Below are 21,614 nucleotides of genomic sequence, written 5' to 3'. Positions count from 1 at the left end.
GAGCGGCCGGGAGGGCCGGGCGGGGTCCAGCGGCTGTACCGGCCGGGCGCGCCGCCGCGCCGCTGCCAGCCGTGGCGGGCGAGCAGGACGCCGAGGACCGCGGGGTCGACACGTGCGGGGTCGGGGAGGCCGTCGGCCGGTGAGACGGTGGGCCAGGGGCCCGCCTGTTCGGCGGGGTGGGGCCGGACGGCTGACGGGAACACTTCGTGGACGGGCTCGTCCATCGGCCGGTGCATCAGGGTCTCCCTCCCGCCCCGACACGGGTCATGATCTCGCAGAGCGCCCGGTCGTCGAAGATGCGCGAGGTCGGGATCCGCACGGTCGTCCGGTGCCGGCCGGTCACGGCGTGACCGGCCAGGTTGGTCCAGTAGCAGCAGTGCCGCAGGTCGAGGCGGTCGTGTCCGGCGCGCAGCCAGTCGTCCTGGCTTCGGGGCACGAGCATCACGACGAGGATCTTGTGCACGGACACGGGGGTCCGGGCGAGCTTCACGAGGTGGGCGTTGTCGAGCGTGAAGGCGAAGGTCGGGCCGGGTGGCCGGGGCGGTATCTGGTAGGTGCACTTCAGCTGGACCTTGATGGTCACCTCGTCGTCGACGACGTGACCGGGGGCTCCGTGGCTGACGTGCCAGTCGATGCCGTTGTCGGGGAAGGGCTGCGACAGGGAGCACCCCGCCGCGGCCGCGACCGCGTGCAGGTAGCCCACCTGGAGGGTCTCCATGCAGGCGGTGGTGGCGAGTGCGCCGCGCAGCGGTGCGGTCCGCTGGGGCAGCAGCCCACTCGGTTCGGGCTGCGCGAGCGCCATGGCTCCGTATGCCTTCCGGGCTGTGCCGATGGGTGTGGGACGTGGCGTCGTTTCAACTTCCGGCCCCGTCAACTGTGTTGTCACCGCACAGGACCTCCCTCAAACGGCGTATCAGGCAAAGGGTGCGGGTATCACCGAACCGGGCAGAGGAATCACACCATCTGCCGCTCGGGCGCAAGGAGTTCGGGGATGACTCATTGGTACGAGGGGCCACTGGCCTCTTTCGACACCGAGACGACGGGAGTGGACGTCGAGCAGGACCGGATCGTTTCGGCCGCGCTCGTCGTCCAGGACAGTGCCGGCGGGCGGCCGCGTGTCACCCGCTGGCTGGTGAATCCGGGGATTCCGGTGCCCGTGGGGGCGACGGAGATCCATGGCCTGACCGACGACCATCTCCAGCGCAACGGGCGATGGCCCGCGCCGGTGGTCGAGGAGATAGCCCGGGCGCTGGCCGAGCAGAGTGCGGCGGGCCGGCCGCTGGTCGTGATGAACGCGCCGTTCGATCTGACGCTGCTGGACCGGGAGCTGAGGCGGCACCGGGCGTCGTCGCTCGCCGGCTACCTGGAGAACACCTCGCTGTGCGTGCTGGATCCGCGGGTGCTGGACAAGCATCTGGACCGCTACCGCAAGGGTCGTCGTACGCTCACGGATCTCTGCGAGCTGTACGGAGTGGTGCTGGACGGGGCCCACGATGCGGCGGCCGACGCCGCGGCGTCGCTGGAGCTGGTCCGGGCGGTGGGGCGGCGGTTCGCCACCCGGCTGGAGCGGCTGACCCCGGCGGAGCTGCACACGCTCCAGGCGGTGTGGCACGCGGCCCAGGCGCGGGGCCTGCAGGCGTGGTTCGCCAAGAGCGGGACGCCGGAGACGGTGGATCCGGCCTGGCCGCTGCGTCCGGAGTTCCGTGCCGCGGCGTGAGCGGATGCGGTCCCGGACATGCAGAAGCCGGTCCGTCGGTTCTGCTGACGGACCGGCCTCTCCCGGGGTGGGCGATACTGGGTTCGAACCAGTGACCTCTTCGGTGTGAACGAAGCGCTCTCCCACTGAGCTAATCGCCCGGGAACGGACTGAACAATACAGGGCTCGGCGGGTGTGGTTCAAACCGCTTCCGGCCGAGCCGCCGGACCATGCCGCCCGAGCGGGACGACCAGATCTCATATGCTGACAAATGGGCAGTGGTTCCGGTCCATGCCCGGGGACGCACGTACTCAGCCGGGGATCTGAGTACCTGTGCGCATGCCCGGCCGCGTGGTCCGCACCACACTCGCCTCCATGGAACATGTGCCGCCACCCGCCGAGGAACTGGTCATCCTCGACCGTGAGCTCGCCCGGCTCGATCTGCGCCGGTCCGAGCTACTGACCCGCCGCACCTGGCTGCTGAACGTGCTGCGGACACCCGGTCCTCAGCCGGCCGCTCCGCAGTTCCCGCCGCCCGCGGCGCGTCCCGCGGCCTGGGGTGCGGGCTGGATCGGGACTCCGGCCTCCTCCGGTTCGCCGTCCGCGCCGCCCGCTCCCCCGGTCCGCACCCGCAGTGCCCAGAACGTGCTGCTCACCCTCGGCGGTCTGCTGCTGGCGATCGCCGCGATCGCGTTCACCCTGGTGAGCTGGGGTCAGATGGGGATCGGCGGACGCTCGGCGGTCCTGACCGCCGTCACGGTGGCGGCGCTGTCCGCACCCGCGGTCCTGCTGCGACGGGGTCTGTCCTCGACGGCGGAGGCGCTCGGAGCGCTGGCCTCGGTACTGATGGTGCTGGACGCCGTCGCCCTGTACCTGGTCGCGGTTCCGGACACCGGCGGCCTCGGGTACGCGGCCGCGGCGTCGGCCGTGCTCGCGGTGCTCTGGGCTGCCTACGGTCTGCTGCTGGACCGGTTGCGGCTCCCGCTGCCGCTGGCCGTGGTCAGTGCGCAACTGCCGCTGCTGCTGTGGGCGTGGGCCGCGGAGGCGGACGCGCTGGTGTTCTCCGTCGTGCTGCTGGCGACGGCGGCGCTGGACTGCGCGATCGCGGTGTGGTTCAAGGGAGTCGCGGTACGGGTCACGGCCTGTGCCGGTCTCTGCGTCACCGGCGGTGCGGGTCTGCTGGTGGCTCTGGTGAAGTCGTTGTCGGCCGGTGGTCCGGCCGCTGCGGTGGTGCCGGGGGTGCTGCTCCTGGCCGGTGCGGCGATCGCCCTCGCGGGGGCCCGCCGGGCGCCGGTGGGGGTCGCGGTGGCCGCGGGCACTGTGGCCGGACTGGCCGCGGTCGCCGCGGTGGGCGGGGTCGCGGCGGCCGGGGTGCCCGGTGGCTGGGCGGTGCAGGTGTATCTGGTGTGCGGGGGCCTGGTCCTGCTGGGCGTACGGGCTCCGCTGGGGCGTCCGGCCGGGCAGGGTCTGGTGTGGGCCGCGGGTGCGGTGACGGCCATGTCGGTCCTGTACTCGGCCGCCCCGGTGGCGGTGGTGCTGGTGGGTCCGGTGGCTCAGCTGGGCCGGCTGTGGGCGGGTGCGCCGGAGGGCGGGATCCGGGGAGCGGTGGGGGCCACGGACCTGCCGTGGCAGGACATGGCGGCGGCTCCGGTGGTGCTGCTGACGGTGGGCGTGGCGCTCGGGGCGGCGTACCGCTCGTGGGAGGGCGTGATCCGGTGGGCGGGGCCGGCGCTGGCGCCCCGCCCCGGGTGGCGGACGGCAGTCGGCGCGTCGGCCGTGGTGCTCGGATGGGCGGGGCTCACGGTGCTGCCGTCCGCGCTGGACGTCTCCTTCACGGCGGCTGTCGCGTTGCAGTCGGTGCTGGTCGCGGGGGTTCTGACCGTTGCGGTGGCTGCCCTGCGCCGCGGGACGACGGGCGTGGCGCTGACCGCGGGGGTGTGTGGCTCGGTCGGTGCGGCGGGCGTCGCGTTGCTGTCGCTGGGCTCGGAGCCGGCCACCTATGCGGTGTTCGGCGCGCTCCTGCTGATGTTCGCGGGTGCCGCTACGGCGCTGGACGCGCCCGAGGACCCGTCGCGTGCGCCGGTGCTGGTGACCGTGCAGGCCGTGGTGACGTGCGCGGCGGTGGTGTGCGCCGGCGTCCTCGCCCTCGCGTTCGGTGTGTCGGTGGGGCTCGCGTCGTACGAGGCGGCACCCGTGATGCTCGTCGTCCCGGCGGTGACGGCCGGTCTGGGTGCGCGGCTGAGGGGGCACCCGGTGGCGCTGCCGCTCGAACTGACCGGCGGCGCGGTGGGCCTGGCCGCGATCGTGGCCGCTGTGGAGGACCCGCCGTTCCTGGCTCTGGTGCTGGCTCTGTGCGGGGTGCTGGCCGCGGCGACGGCGCTGCGCCCGGAGCGACGGGAGACGGCCGGGTATCTGGCGACGGCTCTCTTCGTCCTGGCGTCCTGGGTGCGGCTGTCGGCGTCCGGCGTGTCGTCCCCGGAGGCGTACACGCTGCCGGTGACCGTGCCGGCGCTGGTGATCGGTGTGCTGCGCCGTCGTCGTGATCCCGCTGCGTCGTCGTGGACGGCGTACGGGGCGGGCCTGGCGGTGACGCTGGTGCCGGCGCTCTTCGCCGCCTGGGGCGATCCGCACTGGCTGCGGCCGTTGCTGCTCGGGGTGGCGGCGCTGGTGATCACGCTGCTGGGGGCGCGGTGGCGGCTCCAGGCGCTGCTGGTGCTGGGCGGCTCGGTGCTGGCACTGGACGCGTTGCACGAGCTGGCGCCGTATGTGGTGCAGGTGGTGGGCGCGATGCCGCGCTGGGTGGCTCCGGCGCTGGCCGGGGTGCTGCTGCTTGCGGTGGGGGCGACGTACGAGAAGAGGCTGCGGGACGCCCGGCGGCTGCGGGACGCCCTGGGCCGGATGCGGTGACCCGCACGCCGGCCCGGGGCGCCCTCACGGGCCTCAGGCCGGCATGTGGTCGCCGACCAGGGCGAGGTTCTCGATGGCGGCGAGTCCGTACAGCGCGGTGTCGTTGGTGTAGACCCAGTTGGCCTCGCTGCCCGGGACGGTGGTGACCGGGCCGCTCACCTTCTCGGTCTTCCAGGGGGCGGATTCCTTGTAGCCGTCGCTGTTGTAGAACTTCTCCCAGGCACGGGCGGCGAGCTTCTCGTCGCCCGTCTGCACGGCCGCGTAGGCGTCCATCCGGGAGTGGCCCTGGAACAGGAGCAGGGAGCCGAAGTTGGAACCGTAGCGGGCGGCCTGTTCGGTCTTGCTCGCGTTGAAGTAGCGGCAGTAGTCGAGGTAGGCCTCCTTGAACTTCGGCATGTCGATCAGGCCGATGAGCTCGGCGCACAGTTCGTTGAGTCCGAAGACTCCGGACAGGTGGGAGACGCTGACGACGGGTTCGGTGGCGACGGCGAACTTCCCGGTGTCCAGGTCGTAGAGGCCGCTGCCCTGGACGAATCCGTTGGGCTGGGCGGCGATCGTCTCCATGGTGCCGAGCACGCGCGCCTTGGCCTTCTCGGCCTGCGGACCGCCGCGCTCCCATTCGGTGAGCCAGGCGGAGACGAGCCCGCTCCAGTCGGTGCCGAAGCCGACGGACAGGGCGTGCCGGTCGGGGGTGTAGGGCTCTGTACGGATCTTGCGGAGCGGGTCGAGGCCGAGGAAGGTCTCGTCGGAGTCGACGTTGGCGCGCATCAGGTCGCCGACGCGTTCGTCCGCGGTGAGGAAGTAGTAGAAGCGCCGGTAGGTGGTGTTGGCGATGCGCTGCTGCTTGGCGCTGTCGGCGTAGTGCTGGACACCGTGACGGGTACCGAGGCCGGCCCAGTCGCCGAGGTGGTAGACGTCGACCTCGCCGGTGTGGCGGGTCATGGCCTCGGCGAAACGGAAGATGTCGGCGCGCCCGGAGCGCAGGTAGGCGTACCAGAGCCAGAGGTCGGGCGAGAGTTCGGAGTTGTCCCAGGCGTAGCCGCCGACGTCGTAGCGCCACTGGTGCCGGGCCGGGTCGTACGAGTGCATGATGTCGCCGTAGTCCCAGAAGCCGTACCAGCGGCGCATCTCGACCTGGTCCTTGTAGTACGTGAACAGGAAGTCCAGGTGGTCCTCGATCTTCGCCTTGGCGGGCGTGGAGCGGTCGACCGGGGAGAAGAGTCCGCCGAAGACGCCCGCGCCGATGAGCTGGGAGGGCGGGGCGACCAGCTGCGGGAGGGTGCGCACGGTGCGGGTCTGCTGGGCGAGGGCCTCGGCGCTGGGGGTGGAGTCGTTGGCCCAGAAGACGAGTTCGCTGGTGCGGGCGATGCCGTACGGGGTACCGAAGCCGGGCTCGTAGTCCTCGTAGGTGATGTTGAGGCCCTCGAGCTGTTCGGCAAAGGTGTCCTGGCCGAGGCCGTCGTGGTAGAAGCGCAGGTCCATCGGCTCGGCCTCGGGCGACCAGAGCCAGAGCGTGACTTCGGCGGCGTCGGTGTCGGCGCCGCGGATGTCGAGCTGGGCGGGGAACTTCTCCCAGAAGTCGCGGAGTCCGAAGGAGAGCCCGCCGCTCGCGCCGCCCACGTAACCGAAGCCGGAGGCGCGTCGTCCGCCGCCGGCGGCGATCCAGCCGTGGCCCTTCTTGGTGCGCTTGCGCAGCGAGAAGCCGTCGGCGGAGAGCTGGCTGAGGGTGTAGTCGCCCCAGGTCGGGATGAGCGGGAGACGGGTGGTGACGCGCTGGTCCCAGGTGGCCGGGTCGGGCAGCTTCGTGCCCTCGAACTGAGCTGCCTGGACGGCGGCTCCCGGGTCCCGGCGCAGTCCGGTGATGCCCTTGACGGCTTCGCGGAGCATGCCGGTCTCGTCGCCGCCGATGCGGATGTGGCGGTCGTACGTCTCGTCGCGCATGGGGACGGTGAAGCGGACGCCGAGGCCGCGGATGAAGTCGCCGCTCGCCTTGCCGGGTTCCTGGGTGCCGTCGAAGGTGATGGTGTGCATCATGCGGAACGATTCGGCGCCCGCGTAGAAGTAGAGCCGGACGGAGAACGGGAGCCAGGAGCGGTTGCCGTGGCGGTGCTTGCCGTCGATCCGGACGACGGCGCGGACGGGCCCGCTCTGCTCCACCTCGGTCTTGCTGATGGCGCTCTCGAAGCGTTCGTACTTCTCCTGCCCCTGGTCGCCGTCCTCGATCTCGCCCTGGCGGATGAGGACGAGGCGGCCGTTCTTCGCGATCTCGGTGGAGCCCCGGGTGAGGGAGGTGACGAGCGAGGAGCCGGTCTTGCCGATCTTGGCGGTGATGACTCCGGTGGAGACGGTGATCGACCCGCCGCTGTTCTTGACCGTGACCTTGTGGGCGGCGGTGGCGGGTTCGCCGGTGGTGAGGGTGAACTTCTTGGCGCCGCCGGCCTCGGGGCCGACCGCGTGCGCGGTCCACTTCAGGGAGCCGTCGGGCCATTTGGCGGTGGCCCAGGTCTGGACGGGGATGTCCTTGCCGTCGGCGGTGGCGAGAGCGAACTTCTGGTCGGCCGGGTAGCGCCCCTTGGCCCAGGGGACGCCGAAGGTGGATCCGGGCGAGGCGCCGAGGCCCTCCTCCTCCAGCCAGTTGATCTCGACGGGGCCTTCGTCGGCCTTGCCGGTGGCGGCGGCTGCCTGCTGGGCGGTGTCGTTCAGCGCCCAGGAGAAGGTGGTGGCCGCACCGGCGACGGCGGCTGCCTTGAGGACGGTACGGCGGGGGATCGGGGACATCACGACTCCAATTCGTGGCGAAAACTCGTGGCGAAAATGGGCATGACTGATCGCACGCTGACGCGTGGTGGGACGTGGTGCGGTAGGTGGGGCCGGCCGTCGGGTCAGCGTCGGTCGGCAGCGACCGCCGCGGCGGCGAGGCAGCCGAGGGCGGGCGCGGCCAGGGGCGGGATCTGCCAGGCGGAGAGGGCCAGGGCGACGAATCCGCCGACGAGCAGGAGTGATCCGGCCGGGTCGGTGAGGGTACGGCGGCCCGCGGCCCGCGCGGTGGCCGACCAGGGTGAGCCGGGGTGCCAGGCGGCGGCCGTACGCAGGCCCCAGACGGCCACGGCCGGCAGGCCGAGCAGGCTCACGGCGATGAGCGGACGGCCTCCCGGGAGCAGGCCCGACCGGGCGACCTGCCAGTCGAAGGCGAGCAGTGCGAGTGCCGCCCACCACAGCAGGGAGACCCGCCAGCCGGTACGGAACGCCTCCCGTACGTCGGCGGCGAACTCCCGTACCCCGCCCGCCTCCCCGGCCAGATAGCGGCGCAGGTGCCGGCTCCCCGCGGCGAACGCCGCGGGGAACGTGACGAGCGGCAGGGCGGCGACGGTGATCCACACGCCGGTGAGCAGGCATTCGGAGAAGACGGTGAATCGCTCCCGGACGAAGGACGTCCTGGGTGCGGCGGAGGATTTCGTCGCCACGGGGTGCTCAGCCCTTCAGGCCGGAGGTGGCCATGCCGTCGATGAGGTAGCGCTGGAAGGCCAGGAAGAAGGCGAGGACCGGCAGCAGGGCCACCAGTGACATCGCGATCATGCCGCCGTAGTCGGCGACGGCGTCCTGGTCGATGAACATCCGCAGCCCCATGGAGACCGTGTACTTGTCCGGCTCGTTGAGGTAGAGCAGGGGGCCCATGAAGTCGTTCCAGGCCTGGATGAAGGTGAAGATGGCGCTGGTGATGAGCGCGGGCCGGCACAGCGGCATCACGATCGACCAGTAGATGCGCAGGTGCCCGCAGCCGTCCAGCCGCGCGGCCTCGTCGAGTTCCTTGGGCAGCCCGCGCATGAACTGGACCATGAGGAAGACGAAGAACGCGTCGGTGGCGAGGTACTTGCCGATCAGCAGCGGAGTGAAGGTGTTGATCAGCTCCAGCTTCTGGAACATCACGTACTGCGGAATGATCAGTACGTGGTACGGGAGCAGCAGCGTCCCGATCATGATGGCGAACATCGCGTTGCGCCCGGCGAAGCGGACCTTGGTGAAGGCGTAGGCCGTCAGCGAGCAGGAGATGACGACACCGATCACGGAACCGACCGAGATGTAGGCCGAGTTCAGGAAGAACTTCCAGATCGGGATGTCGGCGATGCCGTCGGCGAGCCGCCGGTAGTTGTCGGTGATCGGGTCGGTCGGCAGGAGGTTCAGCGCGCCGACGATGTCCTCGCTCGGCTTGAACGACGCGCCGATCGTCCACACGACCGGGTAGAGGACCACCGCGAGGATGGCGAGGGCGCCGATGTGCCAGGCGAGGGAGCCGGGGAGCCGGCGTCGTACGGCAGTGGTGTCCATCGGGGTCATCGGCCCCCCTCCTCGTAGTGCACCCAGCGCTTCTGGGACCAGAACAGCACGGCGGTGACCAGGCCCACGGCGACGAGCAGCAGCCATGCCATGGCGGAGGCGAAGCCCATCCGGCTGTTCGCGAAGCCCTGGTCGTACAGGTAACAGGTGTAGACGAGCGTCGCGTCGGCCGGGCCGCAGCTGCCGTTGCTGACGATGTAGGCCGATCCGAAGATCTGGAAGGAGTGGATGGTCTCCAGCAGGACGTTGAAGAACAGCACCGGCGAGATCATCGGCAGGGTGATGCTCCAGAACTTTCTCCAGGCACTGGCCCCGTCCACGTTCGCCGCTTCGTACAGCTCCCTGGGGACCTGCTTGAGACCGGCCAGGAAGATCACCATCGGGGCGCCGAACTGCCAGACCGTGAGGCCCACCAGCGCATAGATGATCATGTTCGGATCGCCGATCCAGCCGCCCGCGTCGATGCCGAACAGCTGCTGTCCCCGGTCGACGACGGCGTCGTCGGAGAACAGGGCACGCCAGACGATGGCGGCCGAGACACTCGCACCGATCAGCGACGGTGCGTAGAACGCGGCCCGGTAGAAGGACTGGCCCCAGCGCTTCTGGGCCAGCAGCATGGCCACGGCGAGCGCGGCGGCCAGCTTGATCGGGGTGCCGATCACCACGTACCAGCCGGTCACCTTGACGGACTGGCGCCAGCGGGGGTCGGCGAACATGTCGGTGAAGTTCTTCAGGCCGACCCACTTCGGGGAGTCGAAGAGGTTGTAGTCGGTGAACGCGAGGTACAGCGAGAAGACCATGGGCCCGGCGATCAGGAACAGGAAGCCCGCGATCCAGGGCGACATGAAGAGATAGCCGGTCAGATTCTCGCGGTGGCCCCGCGGTCGCGGAGCGGGGCGGGTCTTGCGTCCCGGGCCGCTCCGCTCCACGGCGGCGAGGTCCTTGTCGAGGACCGGGCCGCTCGTGGAGGTCTGGATGTGAGTCACCGCGTCATTCCTCTCAGTTCGAGGCGAGGGCGGTCTTCGCCTCGGAGAAGAACTGCTTGACGGAGTCCTCCGGCGAGGCCTTGCCCAGGGACATGTCGCCGGCGATACGCAGGAACGCCGCCTCGACGACGTCGGCACCGGCCGGGTGCGGGGTGATGGGCTCCAGTACTCCGGCCTTGGCGATCTCGGTCTCGTACGCGCCGATCGCCTTGCTCGGGGCGTCGGTGGGCTGGAAGGCCTCGAACTGCGCGGTGGTGGCGGGGACTCCGCGGTCGTAGCCCATGATGCGGGCGACCGCGGGGTCGTGGGTCATGAAGCTGATGAAGGTGGCGACCTCGGCGGGGTGCTTGGTGCGGGCCGTTCCGCTCAGCATCAGCGAGCCGAGGTACTGGCCGGTCTTCTTGCCGTCGGTGGTCGGGATGGGCGCGAGGCTGTAGCTGCTCTTGCCCTCCGCGCTGTAGCGGACGGAGAAGTTGTCCCAGGTGAACTCACCGGCCGAGAGGCCCTTGGCGAGGGCGGAGGCCGGCTTGATCTGCTCGACCTTCTTCTGGTCGGCGTAGATGCCGGCCTTGACCCGGGCGAGCGCCTCGGTCCAGTAGGGCAGCAGTTCGTTCTCGCCGAAGCCCATGCCCTCCTCGGTGAAGAACGCCTTGCCGTTCTGCCGCAGCACCAGGTCGTACAGGTACATGACTCCGTGGGGGCCGGAGTCGCCGGCTATGCCCTGGCCGGACTTGATCTTCCGCAGGCCCGCGTACCAGTCGTCCCAGGTCCAGCCGAGGCTGTGGTCGACGCCCGCCTTCTCGAAGACCTTCTCGTCGATGACGAGGGACATCGAGTTGCTGCCGACCGGGACGCCGAGCAGCTTGCCGTCGATCTCGGCGAACTTCTCGAGCCCCGCGCGGAAGCCCTCCAGCTGGAGGTTGCCCTTCTTCGCCTGCGGGTTGAGGTCGAGCAGGACGTTCTTCGCCTCGTACTTGCGCAGGAACGTCACCGCGTTCTGGATGACGTCCGGCGGGTTGCCGCCGGCGGCCTGGGTGTTGAACTTCTTCCAGAAGTCCGGGTACTGCTGGAAGTCCGTCTTCACCTTGATCTTCGGGTGCTTCTTCTCGAAGAGCTTGACGCACTCCTGGACCTTCTTCGCCCGGTCGTCGGCGCCCCACCAGGCGTGCCGGATGGTGACCGGCCCGTTCGAGCCGCCGCCCGAGCCGCAGCCGGCCGCGGTCAGCCCGAGACCGGCAGCCGAGAAGCCCGCGAGCTTCAGCATCTGCCGCCGGTCCATGCCCTGGTTCCGAGACATAGTTCGCCCCTACGCTTGATTGAATCGTTTTAGAAAGCGCTTGCCGGGTCAAAGTAAGGAGCGGCACCGGCGACGTCAATGGCTGGGACGAAAATCGATCGAAGCGCTTGAACGGGACACCCGGGAACACGCCCGGCCGGGGCACCCGGGACATCCGGAAACGCCGACGGCCCGGAAGCTTCTGGAAGCTTCCGGGCCGTCGGTCCGGGGTGGGCGATACTGGTTTCGAACCAGTGACCTCTTCGGTGTGAACGAAGCGCTCTCCCACTGAGCTAATCGCCCGGGCGCACGCCAAACATTACCCCATGTCAGCGGCGCTCCCCGACCATCCCCAGGTCACTCGTCGATCTTCCACGGCATGACGATTCCGAACTTCCACACATAGATCCCCACCAGCACCGCGATGATCACGAGCCCGACCGCCGTGAGGGCGATGTTGCGCCGCCGCACCTTGGGATCGAGCGCCCGCTGGGCGGCCTCCGTGACCTTCCGGCGCGTCCAGCGCAGCACGAGCTGGGCCCAGACGAACTCGGTCGCCCAGATCGCCATGCCGCCGAAGATCACCAGCCAGCCGGGGCCCGGCAGCGGCAGCATGACGATGCCCGCCGCCACCACGGCCAAGCCGACCACGAACACGCCGACCTGCCAGCTCAGGTGCAGCGTCCTGGACGCCTTGATGAACCCGGGCGCCCGGGAGCCGAGCTCCCGGTCCTCCTTGGTCACACCCTCCGTGACGTCCCCCGTCACGCTCTCGCGCGCTTCCCCCGCCGCGGGCGCCGGATCCGCCGGTGCGGCAGCCCCGTCCCGCTCGTCACTCTCCGCATTCATGGGGGTCAACCTACCCGAACGCTCCTCGTCACCGGAATGGCCGCATGACTCAAAGTTACACACCCCCGCACGAGCTACCTGAAGGATCACAAAACGGTCAGAGGGGTTTACAACGGCACCGTAGGTGGCATGTCGATTTCGCCGACGTGCGAATCCCCGAGCGCACACTGAGCGAAAGGCCCTGGCGCTTATGAACACCACGGTCAGCTGCGAGCTGCACCTGCGCCTCGTTGTGTCGAGCGAGTCCTCACTGCCTGTACCCGCGGGCCTGCGGTATGACACGGCCGATCCGTATGCCGTGCACGCCACCTTCCACACCGGAGCGGAGGAGACGGTCGAGTGGGTTTTCGCCCGTGACCTCCTTGCCGAGGGGCTGCACAGGCCCACCGGCACCGGAGACGTCCGCGTCTGGCCATCCCGAAGTCACGGCCAGGGCGTCGTCTGCATCGCGCTGAGTTCTCCAGAGGGCGAAGCCCTGCTGGAGGCCCCCGCGCGGGCCCTGGAGTCGTTCCTGAAAAGGACCGACGCCGCGGTTCCGCCCGGGACCGAGCATCGTCACTTCGATCTCGATACGGAGCTCTCACACATCCTGGCCGAGAGCTGAGCCAGGCCGAGAGCCGCACGGTGCCGTCCGACTCGGGGAGACGGCACCGCGCGAACAACCTCATACGGCTGACACCGGCGCCGTCCTCACGGAATCCACCGTGGGGACGGCGCCGGTCCGCGTTCCGCCGCTCTCTCGCGCGCCTCACAACCCCCTCGCGACGCCCGTCAGGACCCTCACGCGCCGACCAGGCGCCGTCCGCGCCCTCCCCCGCCCGTCAGGGCCGTCAGGGCTGCCCCACGGGCCCCACGGGCTCCACAGGACCCACACGCCCCGGCGCTCCGGGGGTGAGCCAGTAGAGTCAGCCGCCATCGGCGGGTGTTCCGTCCCGCCGGAGCCAGGGAGCGGAAGCGTGCTGATCCCCCACGACACCCGGATCGCCCTCGACGTGGTGGTCGATCTGGTGAACACCGCGCCGGAGAGCGAGCAGCCCGGTGTCGGCGAGCCCGTCGACGGGCTCGCCGACACCGAGGCGCTGTACGCGTTCGCCGGACGCCACCGGGTGAGCGGGGTGAACGAGCTCGACGAGAAGGACCTGCGAGCCGTCCACGACGTACGGGCGCGGTTCGCCGAGGTCTTCGCCGCGGCCGACGCGCAGGTCGCCGCCTCGCTCGTCAACACGCTGGTAGCGGCCGCGGGCACCACGCCGCAGCTCAGCAACCACGACGGCTACGACTGGCACGTGCACTACTTCGCACCGGACGCCTCGATCGCCGACCACCTGGCGGCCGACTGCGGGATGGCCCTCGCCTTCATCATCGTGGCGGGCGAGACGGAGCGGCTGCGGCGCTGCGAGGCGCCGGACTGCCGGCACGCCTTCGTCGACCTCTCGCGCAACCGTTCCCGCCGCTACTGCTCCAGCCGTACGTGCGGTAACCGCTTGCACGTGGCCGCGTACCGGGCGCGCCGCAGGGAAGCGGCCGGCTGACGGCTCACAGCACGAAGAGATCGTGCAACGCGGCCATCAGCAGCAGGCCGCCGATCACCGTGAGGAAGATCATCAGAGGGGGCTGGGAAAGCGCGAAGAGGCAGCCACGCGGCTCTTCGGCTGGGGGTGCGGGGGCATCGCCCCGGGAGGTGTCCACCATCTCGGGACGATCATGACGCAGACCGGCCCCGCTTGGCGATCAACACACCTGTTCGTGACGGGAGTTCACCCCTGACACGGCGGGCAGAATCGCTCCGGCGTCCGATCACCCGTCAGGCTTTCGGAGTTCCGCTCCCTCATGGGGCTTGCGGAACTCCGCCGCCCCGTCGGGCCGTCGGAGCTCCACTCCCCCGCGTCCCCGGGCCGCGCCCGGTCAGCCCAGGTCGCGCAGCATCCGCAGCTGTGCGGCGCGGTGGACCGAGGTGCCGCCCTCGTGGCCGTTCCAGGGGTACACCTCGATCTCCTTGGGACCGGCCCAGTTGTTGTAGGCGGCGAAGACCGTGGACGGCGGGCAGATCGGGTCCATCAGGGCCACCGAGTACAGCGCCGGCATGTCCGCCCGGGCCGCGAAGCTGATCCCGTCGAAGTAGGAGAGGGTCCGGAACACCTGCTCGGCGTGGCCGTGCTGGGTGGCCAGGAAGCGCACGATCTCCTGGTACGGGTCCTTGTCGGTGATCTCGACGGCCCGCCTGTAGTGCGTCAGGAACGGTACGTCGACGAGCGCGGCCTTGACGTGAGGGCTGAGCCCCGCGACGGCCTGGGCGATGCCGCCGCCCTGACTCCCGCCGTGCACGACGATCCTGTCCGGGTCGACGGACGGGTGGGCGCGGGCCACCTCGACGGCGCGCACCGCGTCGGTGAACACCCGGCGGTAGTAGTAGTCGTCGGGGTCGAGGATGCCGCGGGTCATGAAGCCCGGCGACTGGGGTCCGGCGCCCCCGTGCGGGTCGGCGGTGGAGCCTGCCGAGTGGCTGTTGACGGCTCCCTGGCCGCGTGTGTCCACGACCAGGGTGGCCCAGCCCGCCGCGGGCCAGACCAGGTGATCGAGAGGCAGTCCGCGCCCGCCGCCGTAGCCGAGGTAGTGCACGACGGCGGGCAGCGGGCCCTCGGCTCCGGCGGGCACGTTCAGCCAGGCGCGTATGCGGTGGCCGCCCCAGCCTGCGAACGACACGTCGTGGACCTCGACGTTGCTCAACGCGGCGTCATAGGGACTGAATTCGGCATCCAGCGGGTGCTCGGCGGCCTCGTCGAGGGTGCGGCGCCAGAAGGCGTCGAAGTCGTCGGGCTCACCGGACTCCGGCCGGTAGGTGCGGAGTTGGTCCAGGGGGAGGTCGAACAGGGACACGGCGTCTCCATTTCGGGCATGCGGAAGGGAACGGCGGGGTGACAGGAAGGGAGAGGAAGAGCGGGGAGGGGCGAGGGCGGAGGGCTCAGCGCGGTGTGGAACTGGATGCGCGCACGACGAGTTCCGGCTGGAGCACGACGCTGCGGTGCTCGTGGGTGCCGCCCTCGTCGTCCGCCTCCTCCAGCAGGAGCTCGGCTGCCATCCGGCCCATCACGACCGCCGGCTGGCGGACGGAGGTGAGCGGTACGGCAGCGGCAGCGGCGAACTCGATGTCGTCGTACCCGACGATGGCGATGTCCTGCGGGACCCGCACCCCTGCCGCGTACAGGGCCTGGAGCACACCCAGGGCGAGCAGGTCGTTGGCGCAGAACACGGCGGTGGGGCGCGGGACGAGCCCGAGCAGCCGGGCTCCGGCGTCCCGGCCCGCCGCCACGTCGAGGCGGTCGGAGGGGATCTCGACGAGCGCCCCGGGCGGCAGCCCGGCCTCGGCGAGCGCGGACAGCGCGCCCTCGCGACGGTCCCTGATCTGGTGCAGGTCGCCGGGTCCGCTGACGTACGCCACCGAGCGGTGCCCGGCCGAGATCAGGTGGCCGACGGCCAGGGCGCCGCCGCGCACGTCGTCGACGGAGACCGCACAGCTGCCCGCGCCGGAGGCGACCCGGTCCACCAGGACGTAGGGGATCCGGTGACGGCTGAAGGAGTCGAGGTTGCGGCCGGTGGCGTCGGCCGGCGTGACCAGTACGCCGCAGACGCGCTGTTCCGCGAACATCCCGAGGTACTCGGCCTCCTCGGCGGGGCTCTGGCCGCTGTTGCAGACCATGACACCGAGGCCCGCCTGACGGGCGGCACGTTCGGCACCACGGGCCACGTCGACGAAGAACGGGTTGCCCATGTCCAGGACGAGGAGCGCCATGATCCGGCTGCGGCCGGCCCTGAGCTGGCGGGCCGACTCGCTGCGGACGTATCCGAGCTCCTCGATCGCGGCCAGCACCCGGGCCCGGGTCTCGGGCAGCACGGCCTCGGGGCGGTTGATCACATTGGAGACCGTGCCCACGGAGACCCCGGCCTGCCGGGCCACATCCTTGATGCCTGCCACACGCGCCACTAGTCCTGCCCCACTGCCCTTGGCCGCGCTCGTCCAGCGGCGTCACCCCATCGTACGGACGGCGGTGAATGAATTGTTTCAATCCGGGTGGGACGCTAACTCTCTCGCCGAACGCCGTCAAGGATCATGGCTGAATCGATTCATGGGAGCGCTGTTCCTGCGGTGTCGCCGACGGGCCGGACGGCGGGCCCCGGAGCAGGCCGGGCGCAGGGCCGGGCAGAGGGCCGGTACGGAACGGATCCGGTCAGATGCCGTGCTTCTTCAGGATGGCCTCGATGTCGCTGAAGTCGTCGCCGGCGCCTGCGCCGGCAGACTGCTTCTTCGGCTTCTGCCGCGGCTCGGCGGCGGGTACGCCTGCCCCCAGCGAGGGCGCCGCGGGCGCCACCGCCCCGGTCTGCGCGGCGCGGGCCGCCGCCTTTCGCTCCTTGCGGGTGCTCCCGCCGCGGCGTTCGATCGCGCGGGTGGTCATGAACAGCAGCCAGGCCACTCCCAGCACCCCGAAGCCCAGCCAGACACTCGGCTTGAAGGCGATGTCCGACACCCACTCGACGACGCCGGTCAGCACCAGGCCGATCGGAACCAGCGAGTAGGCGGCGATCCGGGTCGCCGTGAGGAACCGCTTCCGGTACGCGGTGACGGCGGCGATGCCCAGGCCCGCCGCGGACACCGCGGAGCAAATGGTCTCGGCAAGCATCGGTGCCTCCAGGCGCAGGGGAAACGTCCCTTCCATCCTGCACCGACGACCGGGCGGGCGGCCATGCTCCGAGCCCACATCAGGGACATTTCAGGGCCGGGATCCTCCCCAGGTGCCGCACGGCCCATGCCCCGGGCCGCGTGCCGTCCGCTCCGCCCGATGCCACGCCCGATGCCCGTCGTGACGCCCCCGACCTCCCTGGGAGACTGGCCCCATGAGCGATTCCACCCCCGCAGCGCCGGTCGTCCTCGACGTCTGGTGCGAGCTCCAGTGCCCCGACTGCCACCACGCCCTCACCGATGTGCACGCGCTGCGCGCCCGCTACGGCGACCGGATCGAGATCCGCTTCCGGCACTTCCCGCTGGAGAAGCACAAGCACGCCTTCGCCGCCGCGCAGGCCGCCGAGGAGGCCGCGGCGCAGGGCAAGGACTGGCCGTACATCGAGGCGGTGCTCGCCCGCACCGCCGAGCTCGACCGCGCCGGCGAGCCCCTGCTGATCGAGGTGGCGGGGGAGCTCGGTCTGGACGCCGAGGAGTTCGACACGGCCCTGATCGACGGCCGGCACATGCTGATCGTCGACGCCGATCAGGCCGAGGGCAAGGCGATCGGGGTCACCGGCACCCCCACCTACGTGATCGGCGGCGAGCGGCTGGACGGCGGCAAGAGCCAGGAAGGGCTCCGCGAGCGGATCGAGGCGATCGCCGACCGGCTGCTCGCCGAACAGGGCTGAGTCCGGGGACGGGCTGCCGCTGACCGGGCCGGGGCCGGGAACCGGGCTGCCACTGAACCCGGGCTGCGGCCGGAAACCCGGCAGCTCGCCGACAAGTGCTGAGGCCGGAAACCGGGCTGCCGCTGAAGGCGGGCCGAGGCCGGGTACCCGACTACGACCCGGCCCGGCCCGGCCCCCGGCCGGCGGAGGCCGAAGCTGCCGGCCGGGACGACGGGGCCGACAGGGGCCGGATCTGCCGCCTCGCCCCCGGAGCGGCTCGCCCGCACGGACGGGCTGCTCCCGAGGCTCGGCGGCAGCCGTGCGCCGGGTCAGAGCGGCCTGGCCAGGTTGTACCGGGTCAGAGCGGCTTAGCCAGGTTGTACCGGGTCGGCTCGTATCCCAGCGACTCGTACAGCCGGAGTGCGGGCGTGTTGGCCGTGACGACGTGCAGGCCCAGCCGCGTCTCCCCCGCCGAGAGCGCGAGCCGTTCGGCCTGCAGCATCAGCGCACGGCCGTACCCCCTCCCCCGGAAGCGCTCGTCCACCTCGACGTCGAAGACGTAGCCGACCACCTGGCCGGGATGCATCTCGAACCGCGCCACCCAGAGGAACCCGACCCTCTCGTCCTCGTGGATGAGGTGGCTGAGCCGGGCGCCCTCGGTGGCGAGGCCCTGCGGCAGATGTCCGGCGTGCGAGGCGCGGGCCGCCCGCAGCGCCGACTCCGGCGGGGTGCCACGGGTCACCAGGCTCTCCGCGTACCCGGCGATCGCGCCGTCCTCCCAGGCCGCGTACTCCTCGGGCGTCATCGGCCGCGCGGTCAGCCCGTCGGGCAGTTCCGGGGGGTCGGCGGGCAGCTGCTTGATCATGTTCCGGCTGCGTTCGGTGTAGCCGAGGGCGGCGGTCAGCCGCTGTCCCGCAAGGTTGCCGGCGCCGACACGTGCCTGTACCTGCGTGCAGCCCCAGCCCCGCAGCACCTCCTCGGCCGCCAGTGCCGCGATGGTGCCGCGGCCTCGACGCCGTACCGGTTCGTCGATCCGCAGGGACCGCAGCACCCCTGTCGCGCCGTCCGAACCCGGCTCGGTGCCGATCTCGACGGCGCCGACGGGGCGCCCGTTGTCGCACACGTCGTACGCGCGGCTCTGTGCGCCGTCGGCGCCTGGCTGGATCGGCCCGGAGGGCCGGAGTGTCGTGGTCATCAGAGGATTTCTATCCCCTGCCCGGGTGCGCGTCATCCGTTTTTGCGGCGACGGACCGGCCGGGCGCGCACGTGTCACGGGTCCAGGTCGTCGCCGGCCCGCTCGTCGAAGACGCGCATGGCCTTGGCGGTCACCGGCCCCGGTCCGCCGGGCAGTTCCCGGCCGTCGACCCGGTGGACGGCCTGGATGTCGCGGAGGGTGGAGGTCAGGAAGATCTCCTCGGCCCGGTCCAGGACGTCGAACGGCAGGTCCGTCTCGTGCGCCCCGGTCCACTCCACCGCCAGTGCGCGGGTGATCCCGGCGAGACAGCCGGAGGCGACCGGCGGCGTGTGCAGCTGTCCGTCGAGGACGACGAAGACGTTGGAACCGGTGCCCTCGCAGAGGCGGCCGACGGTGTTGGCGAACAGCGCCTCGGAGGCGCCGTGCTCGTGGGCGCGGGCGAGGGCGACGACGTTCTCGGCGTACGAGGTGGTCTTGAGCCCGGTGAGCGCGCCGCGTTCGTTGCGCGTCCAGGGAACGGTGATCACGGCCGTGGTGTCCGGGCGGCGCTTCACCTCTCCGAGGGCGACCACGAGGCCGGGGCCCGCGGTGCCGCGGTCCGAGCCGAGCGGCGAGATCCCGCCGGTGTAGGTGATGCGGAGCCTGCCGAGCGGGGCCGGATTGGCCTCGATGACAGCGGCGCAGGCGCGGCGCACCTCGTCCAGGTCGGGCGCGGGCAGTCCGAGGCCCAGGGCGGAACGGGTCAGCCGGTCGAGGTGGCGGGTGAGCGCGAAGGGACTGCCGTCGGCGGTCCTCACCGTCTCGAAGATGCCGTCGCCGACGGTCAGCCCGTGGTCGAGCACGGACACCCGGGCGTCATCGGCGGCCCGCAGTCCCCCGTTGACCCAGATCTTCATGGTGTGGTCCTTCCGGTTGCTTCGTATGCGCCCGACGCTACCGCTAGCAGCCTGGACGCCTTCAGTTCGGTCTCGTCCCACTCACGTTCCGGATCGGAGCCCCAGGTGATGCCCGCCCCGGTGCCGAACCGCAGCACCGGAGGGCCGCCCGTGCGGTCGGTCCAGAAGGTGCGGATCCCGACGGCGAGGGAGGCGGTGGCCCGGTCGGCGTCCACCCAGCCGATACCTCCGCAGTACGGGCCGCGCGGGGCGGTCTCCAGTTCCTCGATGATCCTCAGCGCGCTGGACTTGGGCGCCCCGGTCACGGATCCGGGCGGGAAGGCCGCGGCGAGCAGTTCCGGCCAGCCGGCGCCGTCGGCGAGCCGGCCCCGCACGGTGGAGACGAGGTGGACGAGGCCCGGGTGCTTCTCGACGGCGCAGAGGTCGGGGACCCCGACCGATCCGGTGGCGCAGACCCGGCCCAGGTCGTTGCGGACCAGGTCGACGATCATCACATTCTCGGCGTGGTCCTTCTCCAGCAGATCGGCCTCCGTGCGCCCGGTGCCCTTGATCGGTCCGGACTCGACGGTGCGGCCGTCCCTGCTCAGGAACAGCTCCGGCGACGCGGTGGCGATCTCCACCCCGTGGCCGGGAAGCCGAATCGTTCCTGCGTACGGGGCCGGGTTGCCACGCGCCAGCAGTGCGGTGAGGGCGTCCACGTCCGCCGCGGACGGGTCGGGCAGCGGCGCGGTCATCACACGGCAGAGGTTGGCCTGGTAGACCTCGCCCGTCGCGATGTACGCGCGAATGCGCCGTACGCCCTCCGTGTAGGCGGCGCGGTCGAGGGACGAGGTCCAGTCGCCGGCGGCCGGGCCGCGCCACGCGCCCCGCACGGGTGCGGGCACGGCCGCAGTACGCACGGTGGCGAAGCGGGCACAGACGAGCCTGCCCTCGAAATCGGCTGATACCGCCCAGAATCCGGACGAGTCGAGGGCTGCGGGATCACTGGTCACATCCTGCAGATCGGAGGCGACGAGGCCGCCGAAGCGGGCCATTGGAGCAAGGTCGTGCACGTCGGTGAGTCTAGGACGGTGCGCGGTGACCTGCGCCGGGGCGAGCGCACCTCAGCACGCTGCACAAACGCGTTTTTGTACTGGCCCCGGAATCCGCTAGAGTTCAACACGTCGCCGGGACGCGCAAGCGAAACGGAACCGACAAGCGGACGTAGCTCAGTTGGTAGAGCGCAACCTTGCCAAGGTTGAGGTCGCCAGTTCGAACCTGGTCGTCCGCTCGCAGAAGGTGGGGGATCTTTCCCGAACCCCCACCCCTGGTGGAGTGGCCGAGAGGCGAGGCAACGGCCTGCAAAGCCGTCTACACGGGTTCAAATCCCGTCTCCACCTCCAAGGACGATTAGCTCAGCGGGAGAGCACTTCCCTGACACGGAAGGGGTCACTGGTTCAATCCCAGTATCGTCCACCGGTCCGCAAGGATCCCCGCGCGATTAGCTCAGCGGGAGAGCGCTTCCCTGACACGGAAGAGGTCACTGGTTCAATCCCAGTATCGCGCACGCAGTACACGCAGGTTCACCCTGCGCGATTAGCTCAGCGGGAGAGCGCTTCCCTGACACGGAAGAGGTCACTGGTTCAATCCCAGTATCGCGCACCGTCCGAAGCCCCGGTCGTCTCGACGACCGGGGCTTCGCCGTTGTCCCGCAGGCCGTCCCCGCGGCCCGGACGTATTCCGTGCGGGCCGCGGGGACGGGAGTGCCGGGTCAGGACGAGAACAGCATCCGGCCGAAGCTCTTCTGCCGGTAGTGGCCCTGGTGGTGTCCACCGTGGTGCTGCGGGGCGCCCCAGGCGGGTGCCGGGGCCGCCGGGTAGGCCTGCGGGGCGGGCGGCGCCGGCGGAGCCTGCTGCGTCCACTGCGCCTCCACGCGCGTCAGGGACTCCAGCTCGCCGTAGTCCAGGAATATCCCCCGGCAGCCGCTGCACTGCTCGATCTGAATGCCGTTGCGGTTGTACGTCTGCATCTGTGCGTGGCACTTGGGACACTGCATCTGCGGGCTCACTCCTCGCCGTCGGTTAGCCGTCGCCGGAATGCGTGCCCGGCG

General features: G+C 70.9%; 20 protein-coding genes, 7 tRNA genes and 1 pseudogene. 10 read left to right on the top strand and 18 right to left on the bottom strand.

The window, feature by feature from the left end; genetic code table 11:
- Together JGS39_RS06485 and JGS39_RS06480 are read right to left on the bottom strand one after the other, a co-directional pair.
- Nucleotides 1-236 (bottom strand): annotated as a pseudogene (locus tag JGS39_RS06485) (hypothetical protein); the annotation flags it as partial.
- On the bottom strand, nucleotides 236-802 hold the full coding sequence (locus JGS39_RS06480) for a DUF4365 domain-containing protein (protein ID WP_148016276.1): 567 nt from the start codon (nucleotides 800-802) through the stop codon (nucleotides 236-238). The pseudogene JGS39_RS06485 and the gene JGS39_RS06480, both read right to left, overlap by 1 nt.
- A gap of 189 nt (nucleotides 803-991) precedes the next feature.
- On the opposite strand from JGS39_RS06480, the gene JGS39_RS06475 reads away from it, so the two are divergent.
- A complete protein-coding gene (locus JGS39_RS06475) occupies nucleotides 992-1,717 on the top strand; it encodes a 3'-5' exonuclease (protein ID WP_219567748.1) in 726 nt (241 codons plus the stop codon).
- Between the two features lie 68 nt (nucleotides 1,718-1,785).
- Here the strand turns inward: JGS39_RS06475 and JGS39_RS06470 are convergent.
- Nucleotides 1,786-1,857: transfer RNA gene (locus tag JGS39_RS06470), tRNA-Val, on the bottom strand.
- Nucleotides 1,858-2,071: 214 nt separating this feature from the next.
- Between JGS39_RS06470 and JGS39_RS06465 the strand changes: the two genes are divergently transcribed.
- Entirely contained in the window at nucleotides 2,072-4,603 is a 2,532-nt protein-coding gene (locus JGS39_RS06465; RefSeq protein ID WP_219567747.1) for an SCO7613 C-terminal domain-containing membrane protein, read from the top strand.
- A gap of 33 nt (nucleotides 4,604-4,636) precedes the next feature.
- Here JGS39_RS06465 and JGS39_RS06460 read toward each other — a convergent pair whose 3' ends face one another.
- From JGS39_RS06460 to JGS39_RS06430, 7 genes are all read right to left on the bottom strand, one after another.
- Nucleotides 4,637-7,381 carry an exo-rhamnogalacturonan lyase family protein gene (locus JGS39_RS06460; protein WP_219567746.1) on the bottom strand — a complete coding sequence of 915 codons (2,745 nt, stop codon included), beginning with the start codon at nucleotides 7,379-7,381 and terminating at the stop codon, nucleotides 4,637-4,639.
- A 104-nt stretch (nucleotides 7,382-7,485) separates the two neighbouring features.
- Nucleotides 7,486-8,067, bottom strand: a complete 582-nt coding sequence (locus JGS39_RS06455; RefSeq protein WP_219567745.1) for a hypothetical protein — start codon at nucleotides 8,065-8,067, stop codon at nucleotides 7,486-7,488.
- A gap of 7 nt (nucleotides 8,068-8,074) precedes the next feature.
- The gene (locus JGS39_RS06450) at nucleotides 8,075-8,938 is read right to left on the bottom strand and encodes a carbohydrate ABC transporter permease (protein ID WP_219567744.1); all 864 of its coding nucleotides are present in this window, start codon (nucleotides 8,936-8,938) and stop codon (nucleotides 8,075-8,077) included.
- The gene (locus JGS39_RS06445) at nucleotides 8,935-9,924 is read right to left on the bottom strand and encodes a carbohydrate ABC transporter permease (RefSeq protein ID WP_371930417.1); all 990 of its coding nucleotides are present in this window, start codon (nucleotides 9,922-9,924) and stop codon (nucleotides 8,935-8,937) included. Before JGS39_RS06445 ends, JGS39_RS06450 begins: the two co-directional genes overlap by 4 nt.
- 13 nt (nucleotides 9,925-9,937) lie before the next feature.
- Nucleotides 9,938-11,221 carry an ABC transporter substrate-binding protein gene (locus JGS39_RS06440; protein ID WP_219567743.1) on the bottom strand — a complete coding sequence of 428 codons (1,284 nt, stop codon included), beginning with the start codon at nucleotides 11,219-11,221 and terminating at the stop codon, nucleotides 9,938-9,940.
- A 210-nt stretch (nucleotides 11,222-11,431) separates the two neighbouring features.
- Nucleotides 11,432-11,503 (bottom strand) — tRNA-Val (locus tag JGS39_RS06435).
- 54 nt (nucleotides 11,504-11,557) lie between these two features.
- The gene (locus JGS39_RS06430) at nucleotides 11,558-12,049 is read right to left on the bottom strand and encodes a TIGR02611 family protein (RefSeq protein WP_219567742.1); all 492 of its coding nucleotides are present in this window, start codon (nucleotides 12,047-12,049) and stop codon (nucleotides 11,558-11,560) included.
- A gap of 190 nt (nucleotides 12,050-12,239) precedes the next feature.
- On the opposite strand from JGS39_RS06430, the gene JGS39_RS06425 reads away from it, so the two are divergent.
- Nucleotides 12,240-12,653 carry an SsgA family sporulation/cell division regulator gene (locus tag JGS39_RS06425; protein ID WP_003959770.1) on the top strand — a complete coding sequence of 138 codons (414 nt, stop codon included), beginning with the start codon at nucleotides 12,240-12,242 and terminating at the stop codon, nucleotides 12,651-12,653.
- Between the two features lie 352 nt (nucleotides 12,654-13,005).
- Nucleotides 13,006-13,581, top strand: a complete 576-nt coding sequence (locus JGS39_RS06420; protein ID WP_219567741.1) for a CGNR zinc finger domain-containing protein — start codon at nucleotides 13,006-13,008, stop codon at nucleotides 13,579-13,581.
- Nucleotides 13,582-13,585: 4 nt separating this feature from the next.
- On the opposite strand, the gene JGS39_RS06415 is transcribed toward JGS39_RS06420, so the two are convergent.
- From JGS39_RS06415 to JGS39_RS06400, 4 genes are all read right to left on the bottom strand, one after another.
- On the bottom strand, nucleotides 13,586-13,741 hold the full coding sequence (locus tag JGS39_RS06415) for a hypothetical protein (protein WP_164494018.1): 156 nt from the start codon (nucleotides 13,739-13,741) through the stop codon (nucleotides 13,586-13,588).
- 213 nt (nucleotides 13,742-13,954) lie between these two features.
- The gene (locus JGS39_RS06410; protein ID WP_219567740.1) at nucleotides 13,955-14,926 is read right to left on the bottom strand and encodes an acetylxylan esterase; all 972 of its coding nucleotides are present in this window, start codon (nucleotides 14,924-14,926) and stop codon (nucleotides 13,955-13,957) included.
- Nucleotides 14,927-15,011: 85 nt separating this feature from the next.
- Nucleotides 15,012-16,031 carry a LacI family DNA-binding transcriptional regulator gene (locus JGS39_RS06405; protein ID WP_219567739.1) on the bottom strand — a complete coding sequence of 340 codons (1,020 nt, stop codon included), beginning with the start codon at nucleotides 16,029-16,031 and terminating at the stop codon, nucleotides 15,012-15,014.
- Between the two features lie 244 nt (nucleotides 16,032-16,275).
- Entirely contained in the window at nucleotides 16,276-16,725 is a 450-nt protein-coding gene (locus JGS39_RS06400) for a hypothetical protein (protein WP_219567738.1), read from the bottom strand.
- 214 nt (nucleotides 16,726-16,939) lie between these two features.
- Here JGS39_RS06400 and JGS39_RS06395 point away from each other — a divergent pair, with 214 nt between their 5' ends.
- The gene (locus JGS39_RS06395; RefSeq protein ID WP_219567737.1) at nucleotides 16,940-17,455 is read left to right on the top strand and encodes a DsbA family protein; all 516 of its coding nucleotides are present in this window, start codon (nucleotides 16,940-16,942) and stop codon (nucleotides 17,453-17,455) included.
- A gap of 337 nt (nucleotides 17,456-17,792) precedes the next feature.
- On the opposite strand, the gene JGS39_RS06390 is transcribed toward JGS39_RS06395, so the two are convergent.
- The 3 genes from JGS39_RS06390 to JGS39_RS06380 form a co-directional block, all read right to left on the bottom strand.
- Complete coding sequence (locus JGS39_RS06390) at nucleotides 17,793-18,629, bottom strand: GNAT family N-acetyltransferase (RefSeq protein WP_219567736.1); 837 nt, start codon at nucleotides 18,627-18,629, stop codon at nucleotides 17,793-17,795.
- Between the two features lie 74 nt (nucleotides 18,630-18,703).
- Nucleotides 18,704-19,525: an aminotransferase class IV gene (locus tag JGS39_RS06385; RefSeq protein WP_219567735.1), complete on the bottom strand. Its 822-nt coding sequence runs from the start codon at nucleotides 19,523-19,525 to the stop codon at nucleotides 18,704-18,706.
- Nucleotides 19,522-20,559, bottom strand: a complete 1,038-nt coding sequence (locus JGS39_RS06380) for a chorismate-binding protein (RefSeq protein WP_219567753.1) — start codon at nucleotides 20,557-20,559, stop codon at nucleotides 19,522-19,524. Before JGS39_RS06380 ends, JGS39_RS06385 begins: the two co-directional genes overlap by 4 nt.
- 163 nt (nucleotides 20,560-20,722) lie before the next feature.
- On the opposite strand from JGS39_RS06380, the gene JGS39_RS06375 reads away from it, so the two are divergent.
- From JGS39_RS06375 to JGS39_RS06355, 5 genes are all read left to right on the top strand, one after another.
- Nucleotides 20,723-20,795: transfer RNA gene (locus JGS39_RS06375), tRNA-Gly, on the top strand.
- 38 nt (nucleotides 20,796-20,833) lie between these two features.
- Nucleotides 20,834-20,907 (top strand) — tRNA-Cys (locus tag JGS39_RS06370).
- A gap of 1 nt (nucleotide 20,908) precedes the next feature.
- A tRNA-Val gene (locus tag JGS39_RS06365) sits at nucleotides 20,909-20,980 on the top strand.
- 19 nt (nucleotides 20,981-20,999) lie between these two features.
- A tRNA-Val gene (locus JGS39_RS06360) sits at nucleotides 21,000-21,071 on the top strand.
- Between the two features lie 23 nt (nucleotides 21,072-21,094).
- Nucleotides 21,095-21,166 (top strand) — tRNA-Val (locus tag JGS39_RS06355).
- A gap of 109 nt (nucleotides 21,167-21,275) precedes the next feature.
- Here JGS39_RS06355 and JGS39_RS06350 read toward each other — a convergent pair.
- The gene (locus tag JGS39_RS06350) at nucleotides 21,276-21,560 is read right to left on the bottom strand and encodes a TFIIB-type zinc ribbon-containing protein (RefSeq protein ID WP_148016266.1); all 285 of its coding nucleotides are present in this window, start codon (nucleotides 21,558-21,560) and stop codon (nucleotides 21,276-21,278) included.
- Between the last annotated feature and the right edge of the window lie 54 nt (nucleotides 21,561-21,614).

Source organism: Streptomyces poriferorum (assembly GCF_019399235.1).
Lineage (GTDB): Bacteria > Actinomycetota > Actinomycetes > Streptomycetales > Streptomycetaceae > Streptomyces > Streptomyces poriferorum.
Note: the sequence above shows the minus strand (reverse complement) of the source record. Positions and strands in the feature narration are given on the sequence as shown.